Source organism: Actinomadura sp. 7K507 (assembly GCF_004348425.1).
Classification (GTDB): Bacteria; Actinomycetota; Actinomycetes; order Streptosporangiales; family Streptosporangiaceae; genus Spirillospora.
This window is the reverse complement of the sequence record NZ_SMKK01000228.1, coordinates 1-15,232: the sequence shown is the minus strand read 5'-3', so window position 1 is coordinate 15,232 and position 15,232 is coordinate 1. Positions and strand designations below refer to the sequence as shown.

Sequence of the window (15,232 nt, the reverse complement as noted above, 5' to 3'; positions counted from 1 at the left end):
CGGCGGGGGAGCACCGGAGCGTTTGCCGGATCGTACTGTGCGGCGGCGCGCTCCGTGGCCTACTGAGGCGGGTTCGCGACCTTTTCGCCGAGGAACATCCGGCGGACGGCGCGCTCGGCCGCGTGCCCGTCGTCCCACGGGCAGAAGCGGGCCTTGAAGTTCGCGAGGTCCTTGGCGGCGGCGTCGCTCCACGCGGACCGCGAGACGAACGCCTCGACCAGTTCGGCCTCGTTCGCGGCGACGACGCCGGGCGGGGTGGCCATCAGGTCGAAGTTGACGCCGCGGGTGAGCTTGTAGGTCTCCCAGTCGTTGGCGTAGATCACGATCGGCTTGTCGAGGTTGGCGTAGTCGAACATGATCGACGAGTAGTCGGTGAGGAGCGCGTCCGAGGCGATGGCGAGGTCCTCGACCGACGGGTGCTTGGACACGTCGATGACCCGGCCCTCCGGCCAGCCCATGTCCGCCGCCATGTTCGCGATCTTGTAGTAGTAGTGCGCCCGCAGCAGCAGCACGTGGTTCTCGCCGAGCTGCTCCATGACCCGGCCGATGTCGAACATCGGGGTGTAGCGGCGCTGGTAGTCGCGGTGCGTCGGCGCGTACAGGATCGCGGTCGACCCGGCCGGGACGCCGAGCTCGGCGCGGAGCCGTTCCCGCTCGTCCTCGTCCTTGCCGGCGGTCACCAGGCGGTCGTTGCGGGGGTAGCCGATCTCCAGCATCTCGTACTTGCACGGGAACCCGCGCTCCCACGCCTCGGTCGACAGCGGGTTGGACGAGACGAGGTAGTCCCAGCGGTCCGACCGGGTGATGAGGGCCTTGAAGTCCATGTCGTTGGCGCCGACCGGGTAGTCCATCTGGTCGAGCCCCATCTTCTTCAGCGGGGTGCCGTGCTGGGTCATCATGTGCACCTGCCCCGGCCGCTTCACGTACTCGTCGGGGAAGTTGACGTTGTTGACGAAGTACTTCGCGCGGGCGATCGTCCGGTAGTACTCGGCGGACCCGAAGACGACGTATTCCACGCCCTCCGGCATGGTCTTGCGCCCGCCGCGCTTCACCACCCAGACCGGGCGGATGTGCGGGGCCAGCTCACGGACCTTCTCGTAGATCGCGGCCGGGTTGCAGGCGTAGCCGCGGCACCAGTAGGCCGCGAACACGGCGAGGTTCTCGTCGATCGGCCGCTGCCGCTGCATCCGGTAGTAGGGGCGCTCCTTGGCGAGGTCCTTCGACATGCGCACGCCGCGCCGCCCGGCGCGGGTGATCTTGCGGCCTCTCCGGCGCGCCTTGTGCTTGGTGTCCTGGGCGTGCACCCGCTGGTAGCCCCGGTAGTCGTTCGCCTTGACCATCCGGTGCTTGTCGGCCAGGAACGGCTTGTCCTCCGGTTCCGGCGGGACGTGCCCGGCGGGCTCGTACCGGTTGTACGTCTTCGACATCTCGGCGAAGAACCGCTCGTTGTCCGCCTCGTGGACGCGGTCGCCGCGCTCGATGATCACGAGCAGGTGCCAGATCGTCCGGTCGAACATCAGCGGCCGGAACGGGTCGGCCTTGGGGCCCATCCCGTCCATGAACTCGAAGACGCGGTCGTACTGCGCGAACGCGTCGAAGTGCTTGGCGCCGGTCGTCCTGGTGATCGCCCCGCGGCGGCGCTGCCGGTAGATATAGCAGACCCGGTCCAGCAGGCTCAGCCGCTCGGCGGCCATGAGGATCGGGTAGGTGACGTTGAGGTCCTCGTAGAAGCCGCCGCTGAACCGCAGTTCGAGGTCGAGCAGGAACTCCCGGCGGATCGCCTTGTTCCACGCCGTCATCATCATCTCGAGGACGCTCGGGCGCTCCTCGAGGGTGAACACGTCCGGGGGCGGCGGCTCGCGGAACAGGTGGTTGATGATGCTGCGCTTGACCCGGCCGTTCCAGTAGGCGCGCGCGTAGTCGAAGACCAGCACGTCGGGACGGGTCTCCTCCAGCCGCTCGACGATGGCCCGGACGGCGCCCTCGGTCGCGTAGTCGTCGCTGTCGAAGAACCAGACGTAGTCGCCGGTCGCCATGTCGAGACCGATGTTGCGGGCGTGGCCGAGCCCGACGTTCTCCTCAAGGTGGCGGACCCGCACGCGCGAGTCGCGCTCGGCGAACTCGTCGAGGATCTCCCCGCAGCCGTCCGGCGAACGGTCGTCGACCGCGATGACCTCAAGGTTGGGGAGGTCGGGGTCGAGGATGGAATCCAGGCACTGCCGGATGTACCCCTGCACTTTGTGCACGGGCACGATGACGCTCAAGGAGATGCCGTTTTCACTGCTCACACGTGGGCCAATCAGCTACTCGGTGAATCTGGACTATACCCGCAAGTGGTAGGTAAATCTTATGTCCTGCCATGCGTGGGCTTGAGCAGCCACTTGGCCTTCGGCTCGACCGCCCGGTGCGTAAGGCGCTGGACGGGCGCGGTCGCGAGGACCACGCCGAGCGCCACCGCCGCCAGGGTGACGGAGACCATGCCGAGCGGTGTGTGCAGGATCGGCTCGGCCAGCACGCCGGTGTAGTCGAACGATTTCACGATGAGCCCGTGGAGCAGGTACACGTACATGGAACGCGTCCCCATCCGCGTGTACCAGCTCGTCTCCCGCGGGATCACCGCGAGGAACGCTGCCCCGAGGAACACGGCGAACGCGAGCGCGAGCAGGCGGTAGCCCGACCCCTCCAGGGCTCCGTACCCCATGTCGTCATAACCCTGGTTCCACAGGATGAAACCGCGGTGGATGTCCGGGATCACGATGCCCCTCTCCCAGACGTAGGAGACGGGCAGGGCCACGACCAGCACGGCGAGCCCGGCCCACCGGGCCCAGGAGCGGCGGAGCCACTGGACGTGCTTCGGCTCGATCGTCAGGCCCAGCACGAAGAGCGGCAGCAGCCCGGCCGCGCGGCTGAGGGTCGAGTCGGCGGTGAACGCCCAGCATCCGGCGGCGAGGCTCAGCGCCACCGAGGTCAGCACCGGGTAGCGGAGGTGGCCCCACAGCGGGGCGCTCAGCCGCCAGAAGACCATGGCGATCAGAAACCACATCAGGAAATGTGGCCGGAAAAGCTCACTTACCTTGAAATCAACGTCATTGATAAGGATGAGCTGCGCCCGATAAAGCAGGATGAAGATCACGTAGGGGACGACGAGAGTGGGGAAAACGCTGCGGAACTTGTCCGTCGAGCGCATGAACCCGCGGGAGAAGTAGCCGGCGATGAAGACGAAGACCGGCATGTGGAAGCTGTAGAGGACGTTGTAGGCGGCACGGGCGGCGATGCTGTCCCCGAACTCGGCCCAGACGTGCCCCACGACGACCAGTGCGGCCGTGAAGAACTTGGCGTTGTCGAAGAAGGCGTCACGCTGGCGCGGTGCCGCGGGCCGTCCGCCGCCGCTCCGGCCTTCCCGTGTCGCGCTGTCCTCCACGGCGCCGCCCACCGCGGCGCTGTCCACGGTGCTCTCCGCCACGGGGCTGACCGGCACGATGCCGCCGTTGACGTCCGGCATGGTGACGTCGGGGGCGGTGGCGGTCCGCGCGCCCGAGCCCGGCAGGGCCCCGGACGCGGAGTGGCGCGGCGGGGGGTAAGTGTCGGTCATGTCTCCGAAGACTTCACTTAGTACGTGACAAACGTTCACCTGAGAGGCATGGGCGACTCTAGCCCCTGATGGGGGGAGATGGGGCCAGATGTGCGAGTTTGGCCTGCTAGCCCTTCCGGGACGGCCGCCGCAGGGGCGTGAACACCCATGTCATCTTGGGTTCCAGCGCCCAGCTCATCGTCCGCACGACCCACTTGGTGCACAGGAGCGTCCCGACCACGATCGCGACGGTGATCACGACGGCGATGCCGGGCACGGTGTGCATCCAGTCCGCGCTCCACCCGTCGGTGAAGTTCATCGTCCGGGTGAGGAAGCCGTGCAGCAGGTAAGCGTACAGCGTGGCCGCGCCCAGCCCCGTGAACCAGTAGCGCTTGCGCGGGATCTGGGTCAGGAACGCGGCGACGAGCACGGCCGCGCAGGCGAACATGGCCAGCCGCATGAGCGAACCGTAGAAGTTGCCGACGTCGAACGCCTCGTGCGGGTGCTTCCAGTAGATCCAGCCTCGCGACATCCGGTCCATGACGAAGAAGGCGGCGCCCACCCCGGCGACGAGCACCACCGCCCCGATCGGGCGCAGGACGGGCTTCTTCAGCAGCTCGAAGTGCTCCGGCCTGAGCGTGAGGCCGAGGACGTAGAACGGCAGCAGCCCGAGCACCCGGTGGATGTCGAACGTGTCACCCAGGTCGCTCATGTACGCCAGCAGCGCGATCCCGACCGCGACGGAGAGCGGCCAGCGGATCTGCTGCCAGACCGGAGTGGACAGCCGCCAGAGGAAGAGCGCGCACAGGAACCACGTCAGGTAGTACGGGCTCAGCAGGCTGATCTCCAGCTTGTTGCCGCCCCCCAGCCAGTGGTACAGCGAGTACGCGGTCTCGAACACCACGTACGGCACGCCGACGGTGGTGATGAGCCTGCGCGCCTTGCCGGCGGAGAACGTCCAGTTCCGCGAGAAGTAGCCGGTGATCAGGACGAACAGCGGCATGTGGAACATGTAGATGAACAGGTACAGCCCCTGGGCGAGCGGGACGTCCTGCAGATAGGCCAGGGAGTGGCCCACCACCACCAGGAGGATCGCGAAGTACTTGGCGTTGTCGAAGAACGGGTCGCGCTGCTTGCGCGGCGGCGGCGCCTGCGCGGTCCTCGCGTCCGGGACGCCGGGTGCCTCCGGGGTGCCGGCCGCGCCCACCGCGGGCGCCTCCGGGGCGGCCGCCGTCGGGTCCGCGGAGAACGGCTGGCCGGCGCGCGGCGCCGTGTCGGGCCCGGAAGGCCTCGTGGTGTAGGTCATACGCTGCCCCGGACTTAGGTCTCCTTGCAGATGTCATCGTTGGCGCGGATCTCGCCCTGCTGTTCGGGGATGCCGCCGCCGGCGCTCTTCAGGTTCGTCCAGTCGCCGCCGACCACGAGGTCCACGACGCCGGGAGTGCCGCCGCTGCGCGGTGCGGGCTTCGGCTTGCTCGGAATCAGCCCGGCCAGCGTCTGCGCCCCCTGGTCCGCACCGGAACCGTACAGGACCTTGGTGGTCGAGGTGTTGGAGGGCGCGTTGCCGCCGACCGAAACCTGGAAGCCCTGCGACTCCAGGTCCTGGGCGACGCGGCTCGCCTGGCCGTCGATGCCGCTGCCGTTGAAGACCCGCACCCGCACCTGGCTGGGCTGGACCTTGGGTGCCGCGCCCGGCTTGGGCTCCTTCGGCACGGTCTTGTCGTTGCGGACGGCGGCGAAGAAGGGCTGCGCCGACTCGCTGAGCGCGACGCGGTTCGGGTCCTGCGGGTCGGGACCCGACGGGACGGTGACGAAGCGCAGCTTGCCGGACGTCATGCCCTGCATCTCCCGGGCGATGTCCATCATGACCTGCGGCGTCAGATCCTCGTCGGTGGTGAGCGACTTGGTCACCGCGTTCATCAGGTCGAGGAGCTTCTTGGGGTTGCTGAGCGTGCCCGCGCTGAGCGACTTGTTGGCGAGGGCTCCCATGAACTTCTGCTGGCGCTTGATGCGGTCGAGGTCGGAGCCGTCGCCGAGGCCGTGCCGCACGCGCACGTAGGCCAGCGCCTGCTCGCCCTCGATGTTGTGCTTGCCCGCGCTCAGCCGGAGATGGGACTTGGGGTCGTTGACGGCCTTGGGCAGGCACACCGGGACGCCGCCGACGGCGCTCGTGATGGACTTGAACCCGTTGAAGTCGACCTGCATGAAGTGGTCGACGCGGATGTTCGACAGGCTCTCGATCGTCTTCATGACGCAGGCGGCGCCGCCGTTGGTGAACGCCGAGTTGATCTGCGCGCGAGGCTGCGCCGGGATCGTCCTGCCGTTCCTGTCCTTGCAGGACGGCATCCGGACCATGAGGTCGCGCGGGAAGCTGATGCCCATCGCCTGGCCGCCGCCGGGGGAGAGATGCAGCAGGATCATCGTGTCCGAGCGGGGCGGCTCGTTCTTCATCTGCCGGCCGTACTTGGAGTTGCCCCCCGCGCGAGTGTCGGACCCGAGCAGCAGGATGTTCATCGCCCCGTTCAGCTTCTTCGGCCGGTCGGGGCCGAGCTGGGCGTTGACGTCCTCGTGCGAGATGTTCCCGAACGCCTGGCGGTACAGCCCGTAGGTCGTGAGGGAGCCGAGCACCATGATCGCCGACAGTCCGATGCACACCCATCCGAGGATGCGCCAGCCGCGTCGAGGCGCCGGCTGCGGGTCGGCGTCGTCGACGTACTCCATGTACATCGGGTTGCTGTTCATCGGCTCCGAGGTCCGGGTCTAGGCAGTTCTGGGGGTCTGGGGGGCGTCCCCCAGCAGAGGCGGGCCCGCTTTCAGGGTTCGGGTGGCTGGACGTGGGCGCTGGGCTCGGGCGCTGGACTTGGGCAAGGAGAGCGTAGTCAGGTGAGCCGGCGCGGGTGCCCGGATTCGTCATTCCCTCCGGGCAGACCGGCCACCACCGTCACATGCTCCACGGCTACCCGACGATCTAGTGCGGTTTTGTCGAAGTTTCGTTGGATTATGACGGAAGCACCCGAGATTAGTGGTGCGAGCAAGCCGGTCAGTACCCCGTCGAGTGTGGCGAACGACATGTCAACCAGAAGCCTGTCACGTGCGTCCAGCTCCCATTTCTCGGCCGCCGCGCGGCCGGCGGCGACCAGCTCCGCGGCCGTCAGTGTGGCCTTTGTCACACTCATCGCGGCCGTCTCGGGCGTCACCTCCGGCCCCGGGGCGAACCGGTCGCCGTAGGCGCGGACCTCCACGGCGTAGTCGGTCACGCCCGGCGGGCACTCGGCGAGCGGCCCGCCCAGCGCGTGCAGCGACAGCCCGACGATCTCCTCGGCCCCGCCCGTCAACACGTCGTCCGCGAGCACGTCGTCCAGCACCTCCTGCGCCACCGCCAGGATGTACGGCTCGCCCGCCCCGATCGGTTCGGCCGAGCCGGCCGAGCGGCGCCCGCGGACGGTGTCCGGGTCGAGCGGCTCCACCACCAGCCCGGCGGACCAGCAGGCCATCAGCCACACCTGGGTCTGCCAGTGCGGCGGCAGGACGAGCACGGCCCGGGTGCCCGGTTCGGCGGCGAGACCGTCCACCAGGAAGTTCGCCGTCTTGGCCACCCAGTTGTCGAACGTCCGCGCCGACAGCTCGACGCGTTCGCCGTTCGCGTCGTCGAAGAAGGTCACCAGCGGGTTGGACGGGTCGTCCGCCACCCGCCGCCGCAGCAGTTCCGCGGGTGCGGCCGCGTTCCCGGCGTGTGCGCTCATGGGCCGAGCGTATGCCCGCATGATCGTCCGGGAGTCACCACCCTGCCGGTACCGCTACGCTCCGCACGGGTGAACGAGGAGTCGACGGACGGGCACGGGGCGGAATCATGAACGCGGATCGGCTGCTCGTGCGCGCCTCCCTCGTCCCGGCGCTGCTCATCGTGGCGTGGCTGGCCGTCTCGATGCCGCTGCTGATGGCGGACGTGCTGCTCCCGGCCCCCGCACTCGCGCTGTTCGCGCCCGTCGCTGCCCTGGTGCTGTGGCTGGGCCTGCGATCCCGGCCCCGCCCCGCCGCCGACGCCGACGCCGACGCCGCCGGCGCCACCCGGCATCCCGGCGGGGACACCGCCGGACGCGGCCCGGACCCGGCGCCCCGGTGGCCGGCCGCCGCCGTCCTCGCGATCACGCTGGCGTTCCTGGTGCTCCAGGTCATCATGTGCTCGGAGCAGATCATCGTCCGCCGGGACCCGGCCTCCTACGCGCAGTTCGCGACGTGGCTGGCCGAACACGGGTCGCTGCCCATCCCCATGGACGAGCAGGCGTTCGGCGGCCTCGACGGCGCCCTGTTCCACGAGAGCCCCGCCTTCTACCAGCACGACGACACGATCGTCCCGCAGTTCATGGCGGGGCTCCCGCTCGTGCTGACGCTCGGCGGCTGGATCGGCGGCACCCACGGCATCCTGCTGATGGCGCCGCTGCTCGGCGCCTGCGGCGTGCTGGCGTTCGCCGGCCTGGTCGCCCGGCTCGTCGGGCCCCGCTGGGCGCCGGCCGGCGCGCTGCTCCTGGCGCTGACCCTGCCGATGCTCTACGTGTCCCGCAGCACCTTCAGCGAACTGCCCGCGATCATCCTGCTGCTCGGCGGCCTGTCGCTGCTGCACGACTCCCGGCGCGAGCAGGGGCGGGCCGCCGACCTGAAGGCGTTCCTCGGCGGCCTGGCGCTCGGCCTGATCGTGCTCGTCCGGATCGACGGCCTGCGGGACATACTCCCCGTCCTCGTCTTCGCAGGGTTCTACGTCGCGCACAAGCGGTGGATCGGCTACTGGACGGCGGGCGGCCTGCTGCTCGGCGCCGGCGCCGGGCTGGCCGAGGGCTTCACGCTGTCGCTGCCGTATCTGGCCTACCTGTACTCGTCCCTCGCGCCGCTGCTCGCGATCACGGCTGCCGCCATCGTGGCGACGACGGTCATGGTGGTCCTGCTGCGCTGGGAATGGACGGGGTCGCGGCTGCGCCGGGCCGGGGAGGCGGTCGCGCGAGGCAGGCTGCCGGGCGCGGCCGCCGTCCTGACCGTGCTGGTGATGCTGGGCTTCGCGCTCCGGCCGCTGGTGCAGACCGTCCGCCGCCCACCGGCCACGCGGGACGACGAGCTGAACGTCGAATTCATCGAGCTGATCCAGCGGATCCAGGACCTGCCGGTGGACGGCACCCGCCAGTACTCGGAACTGTCCCTCTACTGGGTCTCCTGGTACATCGGCGTCCCCGCGCTGCTTTTCGCCACGCTCGGCGCGGCGCTGCTGGTGCGGCGGCTGCTGCGCGGACAGTCCACCGAGTGGGCGCTGCCCTACGCCATGATCGTCTTCACGACGACGCAGGTGCTGCTCCGGCCCGGGATCACCCCCGACCATCCGTGGGCGTCCCGGCGGCTGATCGGCCTGGTCATCCCCGGGCTGCTGCTGTTCACCGTGTTCGCCGCGGCCTGGACGGTGCGGCGCGTCCGCCGGCTCGGCTACTCGCCGCGGGTGATGCGCGCGGGCGCGGTCACGGGCGTCCTGCTGATGCTCGTGCCGATCGTGGTGACCTCCGCCGGCCACCTGGTGACCAGGACCGAGCAGCACGAGGTGGCCGCCGTCGACGGCATGTGCGACGCGCTGGAACCGGACAGTGCGGTCGTCGTCATCGAACGCTCGACCGGCGAGCGGTTCTCCCAGGTCGTGCGCGGCATGTGCGGGCTGCCGACCGCGCGCACCGCCGACGCCGCCACGCCCGACGACGTGCGGCGCATCGCCGGCGAGGTGCGCCAAGCCGGGCACCGCCCGGTCCTCATGGCGGCGAAGGCGGAGCAGGTCGCGCCGTACGGGCCGCCGTCGCGGGTCCTGCGGCTGGACACGCACCAGGACGGGCGCACCCTCACCGGGCCGCCCGGCGGCAGGTGGGGCCTGTCCCTGGAAGTCTGGATCACCGAACCCCCCGGATCTTGAGTCGGCTCCCGTCTCGGACGGTTCGGCGGCTTGAGGCGGCTCGGGTGCGTCCGGGCGAGTATCCTCGCGCTGCGTGAGCACCCAGTCTGCCGAGACGTCCGCCGAGACCCGATCCGCAGAGATCCGATCCGCGGAGACGACGGCCCAGCCCGCCGCCGACGCCCCGCCCGCGCCGGAGTCCGCGTCACCGCCCGCCGCCGCGCAGGGGACCACGCCTGCGCCCGCGGCGAAGCCGGCGCCGCCGCCCGAGCCCGCGCCCGTCCCGGAACAGGCGGAACCGGCGTCCCAGCACGTCCACGTCACGATCGTCCTGCCCTGCTACAACGAGCAGGACCACGTGATCGACGAGATCGAGCGCATCACCAAGGCGATGGACGGCAGCGGCAAGACCTACGAGCTGCTGGCCGTCGACGACTGCTCGACCGACGCGACGCTCGCCCGGCTGCGGGAGGCGGCGCCCCGCTTCCCGCAGATGCGGGTCATCGCGTTCCAGCACAACAGCGGCTCGGGCACGGTCCGGCGCATCGGCTCCCAGCAGGCCCGCGGCGAGATCGTCGTGTGGACCGACGCCGACATGTCCTACCCCAACGAGCGGATCCCCGAGTTCGTGGACCTGCTGGACACCGACCCGTCCATCGACCAGGTCGTCGGGGCGCGCACGAGCGAGGAGGGGTCGCACAAGGCGCTGCGGGTCCCCGCCAAGTGGTTCATCCGCAAGATCGCCGAGCGGCTCACCAACTCCAGGATCCCCGACCTGAACTCGGGCCTGCGCGCGTTCCGCCGCGAGGTGTCGCTGCCGTACCTGCGGCTGCTGCCGCCCGGGTTCTCCTGCGTCACGACGATCACGATCGCGTTCCTGTCGAACCAGCACCCGGTCCACTACACGCCGATCGACTACGCCAAGCGGGCCGGGAAGTCGAAGTTCCACTTCACCAAGGACGCGTACCGCTACATCCTCCAGGTGCTGCGGATGGTGATGTACTTCAACCCGCTCAAGGTGCTGATGCCGCCCGCGCTGTGGCTGATCCTGATCGGCCTGGGCAAGGGCGTGTTCGACATGATCGTGCACTTCGGCTACTTCGCCAACAACACCATCATGATCTTCGTGACGGGGTTGATCATCGCTTCGCTTGCGCTGCTCGCCGACCTGATCGTCCGATCACGCGGCGACGTCTAGCGGCATGCCGGGCAAACCGAGTGTCGCGATCGTCGGCCCCGCGTTCCCCTACAAGGGCGGCGGCGCGCACCACACCACCGAGCTGGCGCACCGGCTCGCCACCGCGGGCCACGACGTGGTCATCGAGTCGTGGCGGGCCCAGTACCCGGGGTTCCTGTACCCGGGGCAGCAGACGATCACCGACCCGGAGGGCGAGCCGTTCCCCGGCACCCGGCGCCGGCTCGACTGGCGCCGCCCGGACGGCTGGTGGCGCACCGGCCGCGCCCTGCGCACCCGCGACCTGGTCGTCCTGGCGGTGCTGAGCCCGGTCCAGGTGCCGTCCTACCTGGGGATTCTCGCGGGCCTGCGGCGCGGCGCCCCGGTCGTGGCGCTGTGCCACAACGTCCTGCCCCACGAGCGCAAGCCCTACGACGAACCGCTGATGAAACGCCTGCTGCGCAAGGTCGACGGCGTTCTCGTCCACTCCGAGGCGCAGGCCGAGCTGGCGCGGGGCCTCACCGGGCGTCCCGTGCGCGTCGCGGAGATGCCCGCCCACCTGCCGGTCGCCGCCGCCCCGTCACGGGACGACGTGAAGGTCAGGCGCCGGCTGCTGTTCTTCGGGATCGTCCGCCCGTACAAGGGGCTGGACGTCCTGCTGCACGCCCTCGCGAAAGGCCCGGACGACGTGGGGCTGACCGTCGCGGGCGAGTTCTGGGGCGGGCTGGACGAGACGCGCGAGCTGATCCGCTCGCTGGACCTCACCTCGCGCGTGGAACTGCGTCCGGGCTACGTCCCGGCCGCGGACGTCCCGCGGCTGTTCGCCGCCGCCGACGCGCTCGTCCTGCCGTACCGGACGGCCACCGCGTCGCAGAACGTGTGGATGGCCCACGAGCACGGCCTGCCGGTCATCGCCACCGACGTCGGCGGGTTCGCCGGCCAGATCCGCGACGGCGTCGACGGCCTGATCTGCGCCCCGGACGACGCGGCGTCGCTGGCCGGGGCCCTCGACCGCTTCTACGCGCCGGGGGAGCCGGAACGTCTCCGCTCCGGCGTCCGCCCGGTCGACCACGCCCCGGTCTGGGCCGCCTACCTCGAAGCGCTCACGGAGGATGCGGCCACGGGCGGCGCGCTCAGAGGTGGGGTTCGATGACCTTCAGCAGGGCGCGCTTGGGCTTGGCGCCGACGATCTGCTCGACGACCTGGCCGTCCTTGTAGAGCAGGAGCGTCGGCAGGCCCATCACGCCGTACTTGTTCGGCGTCTCGGGGTTCGCGTCGTAGTCCAGCTTCGCGATCTTGATCTTGCCGTCCTGCTCCTCGGCGATCTGGTCGAGGATCGGGGCGACCATGCGGCAGGGCCCGCACCAGTCGGCCCAGAAGTCGACAAGCACCGGGGTGTCGCTGCCGAGGACCTCGTCCGCGAACGTCGCGTCGGTCACGGTGATCGGGGCCGTCATGGTCCCTCCTTCGTTGGCTGCGTACCCCTCACAAGTTCCTTGGACGGCGGTTCATTCCCCCCGTCCGTCCCGGCGAGCCTGAGCTGGGTGCGCCCGAGCAGGAGCGCGATTCCGGCGTTGATCAGATCGGCGAGGGTCAGCAGCACCCGGGACGCGATCGCGACCACGACCGGCGCGCCCGCCGGCAGCGCCGGCGTCAGCACCACCATCAGCGCCGCCTCCCGCGCCCCGATGCCGCCGGGAGCGATGAAGACGAGGAAGCCGGCGACGAACGCCAGCGCGTACGCGCCGGTCGCGAGGAACGGCAGGCCCTTCCCGTCGCCGCCCGCGGCGTTGCACAGCAGCCAGGTGTGCACGCCGAACAGGATCCAGCCGAGGACCGTCCAGCCGATGGCCCGCAGCGTGACGCCCAGGCTCACCGGACGCTCCAGCGGCGGCCGGCGGATGATCCTGAGCATCAGTCCCAGGCACCAGGTCACGATCCTCGGGTGGAGGAGGGCCAGCAGGACGGGCGCCAGCAGGAACAGGAACCAGTACCGCTCCCGCGCCGCCTCCGACGTCAGCGGCAGCGTCACAGCCGCTACCGCGAGCCCGCACGCCGTGGACGTCGCCACCGCCAGCAGCGTCGACCCGAAGCTGCGCTCCGGCGGCACCTTGTGCTCCCGCGTCATCTCGATCTGCGTCACCAGCGCCCACACCTTGCCGGGGACGTACTTGCCGAGCTGGGAGATCCCGGAGATCCGGAAGATGGCGCGCACGGGCAGCGGCGACCCGAGGCCGCCGAGGAACTCCCGCCACCCCAGCATCCAGACGAAGAGCCCGGCCAGGCCCACGGCCAGCGCGGCGACCAGCGCCAGCCAGGACATCTGCTGGAACGCGTCCACCGTCGCGTCCCACTGGGAGGCCACGCTGTAGGTGCAGAACGCCAGCGCGAGCATCACCAGGAACACTCGCAGCGCCCGCACGGCGACGGCCTTCGTCTTCACGCGCCCAGCGTAGGCGAACGTGACGTTCCAGCCGCCCGATCGGCCTAGAGTTGGGAACGATGAAGATCTCGGATGTGGTCGCCTTCATGGGCCACCAGGTGCATGTGTGCCGGTACCGCGAGGCGGGGACGCTCCTCGGCTGGATGGGCCGGGACCTGCGCGGCCGCCGCGTCCTCGACGTCGCGGGCGGCGACGGGTACTGGGCGGGCCAGGCGCGCAAGCGCGGCGCCGACGCCGTCTCGATCGACCTCGCCCGCGGCAAGATGGAGTACGGGCGCACGCTCGCCCACGCGCCCGCTCTGATCGAAGGCGACGCGCTGCGCCTCCCGTTCGGCGACGGCTCGTTCGACGCGGTCCTGTCCGTCTGCGCGATCGAGCACTTCGACGACGGCGGCAGATCCCTGGACGAGATGGCGCGAGTCCTCAAGCCCGGCGGTGAGATCTTCATGTCCGCCGACGTGCTGAGCCGCGCCGACGCCTGGCCGAAGCTGCGCGACGCGCACAAGGCCAAGTACCACGTACAGCACACCTACACCCACGACAGCCTCCGCAAGCTGATGGACGAGCGGGACCTCGACCTGGTCAGGCACAGCTACCAGTTCCGCACGGCCGCCACCGAACGCCTCTACCTGTCGCTTTCCACCTATGGCGGCAAGGTCGGCTTCAACGCGGCCGCGCCCCTGACGCCGCTCGTCGCGCTCGCCGACCGCAAGGCCCCGAACGACCAGGGCAGCATCGTGCTGATACAGGCGCGCAAACGGTAGGTCTTGGGGCGTGGGGGTCGTCCCCCACAGTGAAAGGTAGTTCTCGCGCCATGAATGGACGTGCCGCGCGGGGGGCACCGACGGGCGTAGGGTCGAAAGAGTAAAAAGTGATCTACGCCACCGCGGATGGGGGAGTGGACCGTGGCGCCTCGGATTCTGCTCGACGCGACCGCCGTGCCGGCCGACCGCGGCGGGCTCGGCCGGTACGTCGACGGGCTGCTGTGCGCCCTGCACGCGCAGGGCGCCGACCTGGCCGTCGTCTGCCAGCGGGCGGACGAGGAACGCTACGGGGGGCTCGTCCCCGGAGCGCGCGTCGTCGCCGGCCCGGCGGCGCTGTCGCACCGCGCGACCCGTCTCGCCTGGGAGCAGTCGGGCCTGCCGCACGTCGCCGAACGCGTCGCCGCGGACGTCATCCACCTGCCGACCTACACGATGCCGGTGAGCGCGGCCCTGCCGACCGTGGTGACGATCCACGACGTGACGCCGTTCACCGAGCCCGAGCTCCACGACCCGCTCCGCACCTCCTACGTCAAGTCGGCGACCCGCACCGCCGCGCGCCGCGCCACCCGGCTGATCGCCCCGTCCCTCGCGACCCGTGACGAACTGGTCCGGATCCTCGGCGCCGACCCCGCCGGCATCGACGTCGCCTACCACGGCGTCGACCACGAGGTGTTCCACCGGCCGTCCGAGGCGGAGACCAAGCACGTCTCCGACCGGCTGGGCCTGCACGGCCACCCCTACGTCGCCTACCTGGGGGCGCTGGAGCCGCGCAAGAACGTCCCGAACCTGATCCGCGGCTGGGTCAAGGCGTGCGCGCACCGCCCGGACGCCCCGGCGCTCGTCCTGGCGGGCGGCGGCGGCTGGGACGACGACGTCGACGCCGCTCTCGCCACCGTCCCGCTGGACCTGCGCGTCCTGCGGCCCGGGTACCTGCCCTGGCCGTCCCTCCCCGGCTTCTTCGGCGGCGCGCTCGTCGTCGCCCTGCCCAGCCGCGGCGAGGGCTTCGGCCTCCCCGTCCTTGAGGCGATGTCCTGCGGCGCGCCCGTCCTCACCACCCGCCGCGGCCCCCTCCCCGAGGTGGGCGGCGACGCGGTCGCCTACACCGAACCGGACCCGCCCGGCATCGGCGCGGCCCTCGGCGCCCTCTTCGACGACCCGTCCCGCCGCACCGAACTCGCCGACGCCGCCCACGCCCGCTCGCAGCAGTTCTCCTGGGCGGCGTCCGCCGAGGCGCACATCACCTCCTACCAGCGAGCCGTCGACCAGCACGAGAAGTCCGCACGCACCCGCTAGGCTCGGCCACCACGCCCGCGGTGGAGAAAGGAACCGAGTGGAAGCGATCCTCCTGGTCGGAGGGCAGGGC

Annotated in this window: 12 protein-coding genes; 5 read left to right on the top strand and 7 right to left on the bottom strand. The window is 70.5% G+C overall.

Going from position 1 to position 15,232, the window contains the following annotated elements; all coding sequences use genetic code 11:
- Nucleotides 1-59: 59 nt before the first annotated feature.
- The 5 genes from E1285_RS35880 to E1285_RS35860 all read right to left on the bottom strand — a co-directional run bounded on the left by E1285_RS35880 (nt 60) and on the right by E1285_RS35860 (nt 7,314).
- On the bottom strand, nt 60-2,252 hold the full coding sequence (locus E1285_RS35880) for a bifunctional glycosyltransferase family 2 protein/CDP-glycerol:glycerophosphate glycerophosphotransferase (protein WP_279510123.1): 2,193 nt from the start codon (nt 2,250-2,252) through the stop codon (nt 60-62).
- Nucleotides 2,253-2,347: 95 nt separating this feature from the next.
- Nucleotides 2,348-3,592 (bottom strand): acyltransferase family protein, encoded by a 1,245-nt coding sequence (locus E1285_RS35875; protein ID WP_132159040.1) that lies wholly within the window; start codon nt 3,590-3,592, stop codon nt 2,348-2,350.
- Nucleotides 3,593-3,698: 106 nt separating this feature from the next.
- Nucleotides 3,699-4,877, bottom strand: a complete 1,179-nt coding sequence (locus E1285_RS35870) for an acyltransferase family protein (protein ID WP_132159039.1) — start codon at nt 4,875-4,877, stop codon at nt 3,699-3,701.
- Between the two features lie 14 nt (nt 4,878-4,891).
- Complete coding sequence (locus E1285_RS35865; RefSeq protein WP_132159038.1) at nt 4,892-6,313, bottom strand: LCP family protein; 1,422 nt, start codon at nt 6,311-6,313, stop codon at nt 4,892-4,894.
- A 137-nt stretch (nt 6,314-6,450) separates the two neighbouring features.
- Complete coding sequence (locus E1285_RS35860; protein WP_132159037.1) at nt 6,451-7,314, bottom strand: TIGR03089 family protein; 864 nt, start codon at nt 7,312-7,314, stop codon at nt 6,451-6,453.
- 107 nt (nt 7,315-7,421) lie between these two features.
- On the opposite strand from E1285_RS35860, the gene E1285_RS35855 reads away from it, so the two are divergent.
- The 3 genes from E1285_RS35855 (at nt 7,422) to E1285_RS35845 (ending at nt 11,815) form a co-directional block, all read left to right on the top strand.
- Nucleotides 7,422-9,509, top strand: a complete 2,088-nt coding sequence (locus tag E1285_RS35855) for a hypothetical protein (protein ID WP_132159036.1) — start codon at nt 7,422-7,424, stop codon at nt 9,507-9,509.
- Nucleotides 9,510-9,813: 304 nt separating this feature from the next.
- Nucleotides 9,814-10,686, top strand: a complete 873-nt coding sequence (locus E1285_RS35850) for a glycosyltransferase family 2 protein (RefSeq protein ID WP_207947073.1) — start codon at nt 9,814-9,816, stop codon at nt 10,684-10,686.
- Nucleotides 10,687-10,690: 4 nt separating this feature from the next.
- Nucleotides 10,691-11,815, top strand: a complete 1,125-nt coding sequence (locus tag E1285_RS35845) for a glycosyltransferase family 4 protein (protein WP_132159035.1) — start codon at nt 10,691-10,693, stop codon at nt 11,813-11,815.
- On the opposite strand, the gene trxA is transcribed toward E1285_RS35845, so the two are convergent.
- Nucleotides 11,796-12,119 carry a thioredoxin gene (gene trxA, locus E1285_RS35840; RefSeq protein ID WP_132159034.1) on the bottom strand — a complete coding sequence of 108 codons (324 nt, stop codon included), beginning with the start codon at nt 12,117-12,119 and terminating at the stop codon, nt 11,796-11,798. The two genes, E1285_RS35845 and trxA, sit on opposite strands and share 20 nt — an antisense overlap.
- A complete protein-coding gene (locus E1285_RS35835; protein ID WP_243723280.1) occupies nt 12,116-13,105 on the bottom strand; it encodes a lysylphosphatidylglycerol synthase transmembrane domain-containing protein in 990 nt (329 codons plus the stop codon). The genes trxA and E1285_RS35835 overlap by 4 nt, the downstream gene beginning before the upstream one ends.
- Before the next feature lie 59 nt (nt 13,106-13,164).
- Between E1285_RS35835 and E1285_RS35830 the strand changes: the two genes are divergently transcribed.
- Entirely contained in the window at nt 13,165-13,869 is a 705-nt protein-coding gene (locus E1285_RS35830; RefSeq protein WP_132159033.1) for a class I SAM-dependent methyltransferase, read from the top strand.
- 141 nt (nt 13,870-14,010) lie between these two features.
- Entirely contained in the window at nt 14,011-15,162 is a 1,152-nt protein-coding gene (locus tag E1285_RS35825; RefSeq protein ID WP_132159032.1) for a glycosyltransferase family 1 protein, read from the top strand.
- The last annotated feature ends 70 nt before the right edge of the window (nt 15,163-15,232 follow it).

Bases quoted from the DNA above. Each gene is read 5' to 3' on its own strand.
- E1285_RS35870 (WP_132159039.1), bottom strand. From the start codon at position 4,877: ATGACCTACACCACGAGGCCTTCCGGGCCCGACACGGCGCCGCGCGCC.
- E1285_RS35865 (WP_132159038.1), bottom strand. From the start codon at position 6,313: ATGAACAGCAACCCGATGTACATGGAGTACGTCGACGACGCCGACCCG.
- trxA (WP_132159034.1), bottom strand. From the start codon at position 12,119: ATGACGGCCCCGATCACCGTGACCGACGCGACGTTCGCGGACGAGGTC.
- E1285_RS35860 (WP_132159037.1), bottom strand. From the start codon at position 7,314: ATGAGCGCACACGCCGGGAACGCGGCCGCACCCGCGGAACTGCTGCGG.
- E1285_RS35830 (WP_132159033.1), top strand. From the start codon at position 13,165: ATGAAGATCTCGGATGTGGTCGCCTTCATGGGCCACCAGGTGCATGTG.
- E1285_RS35845 (WP_132159035.1), top strand. From the start codon at position 10,691: ATGCCGGGCAAACCGAGTGTCGCGATCGTCGGCCCCGCGTTCCCCTAC.
- E1285_RS35875 (WP_132159040.1), bottom strand. From the start codon at position 3,592: ATGACCGACACTTACCCCCCGCCGCGCCACTCCGCGTCCGGGGCCCTG.
- E1285_RS35855 (WP_132159036.1), top strand. From the start codon at position 7,422: ATGAACGCGGATCGGCTGCTCGTGCGCGCCTCCCTCGTCCCGGCGCTG.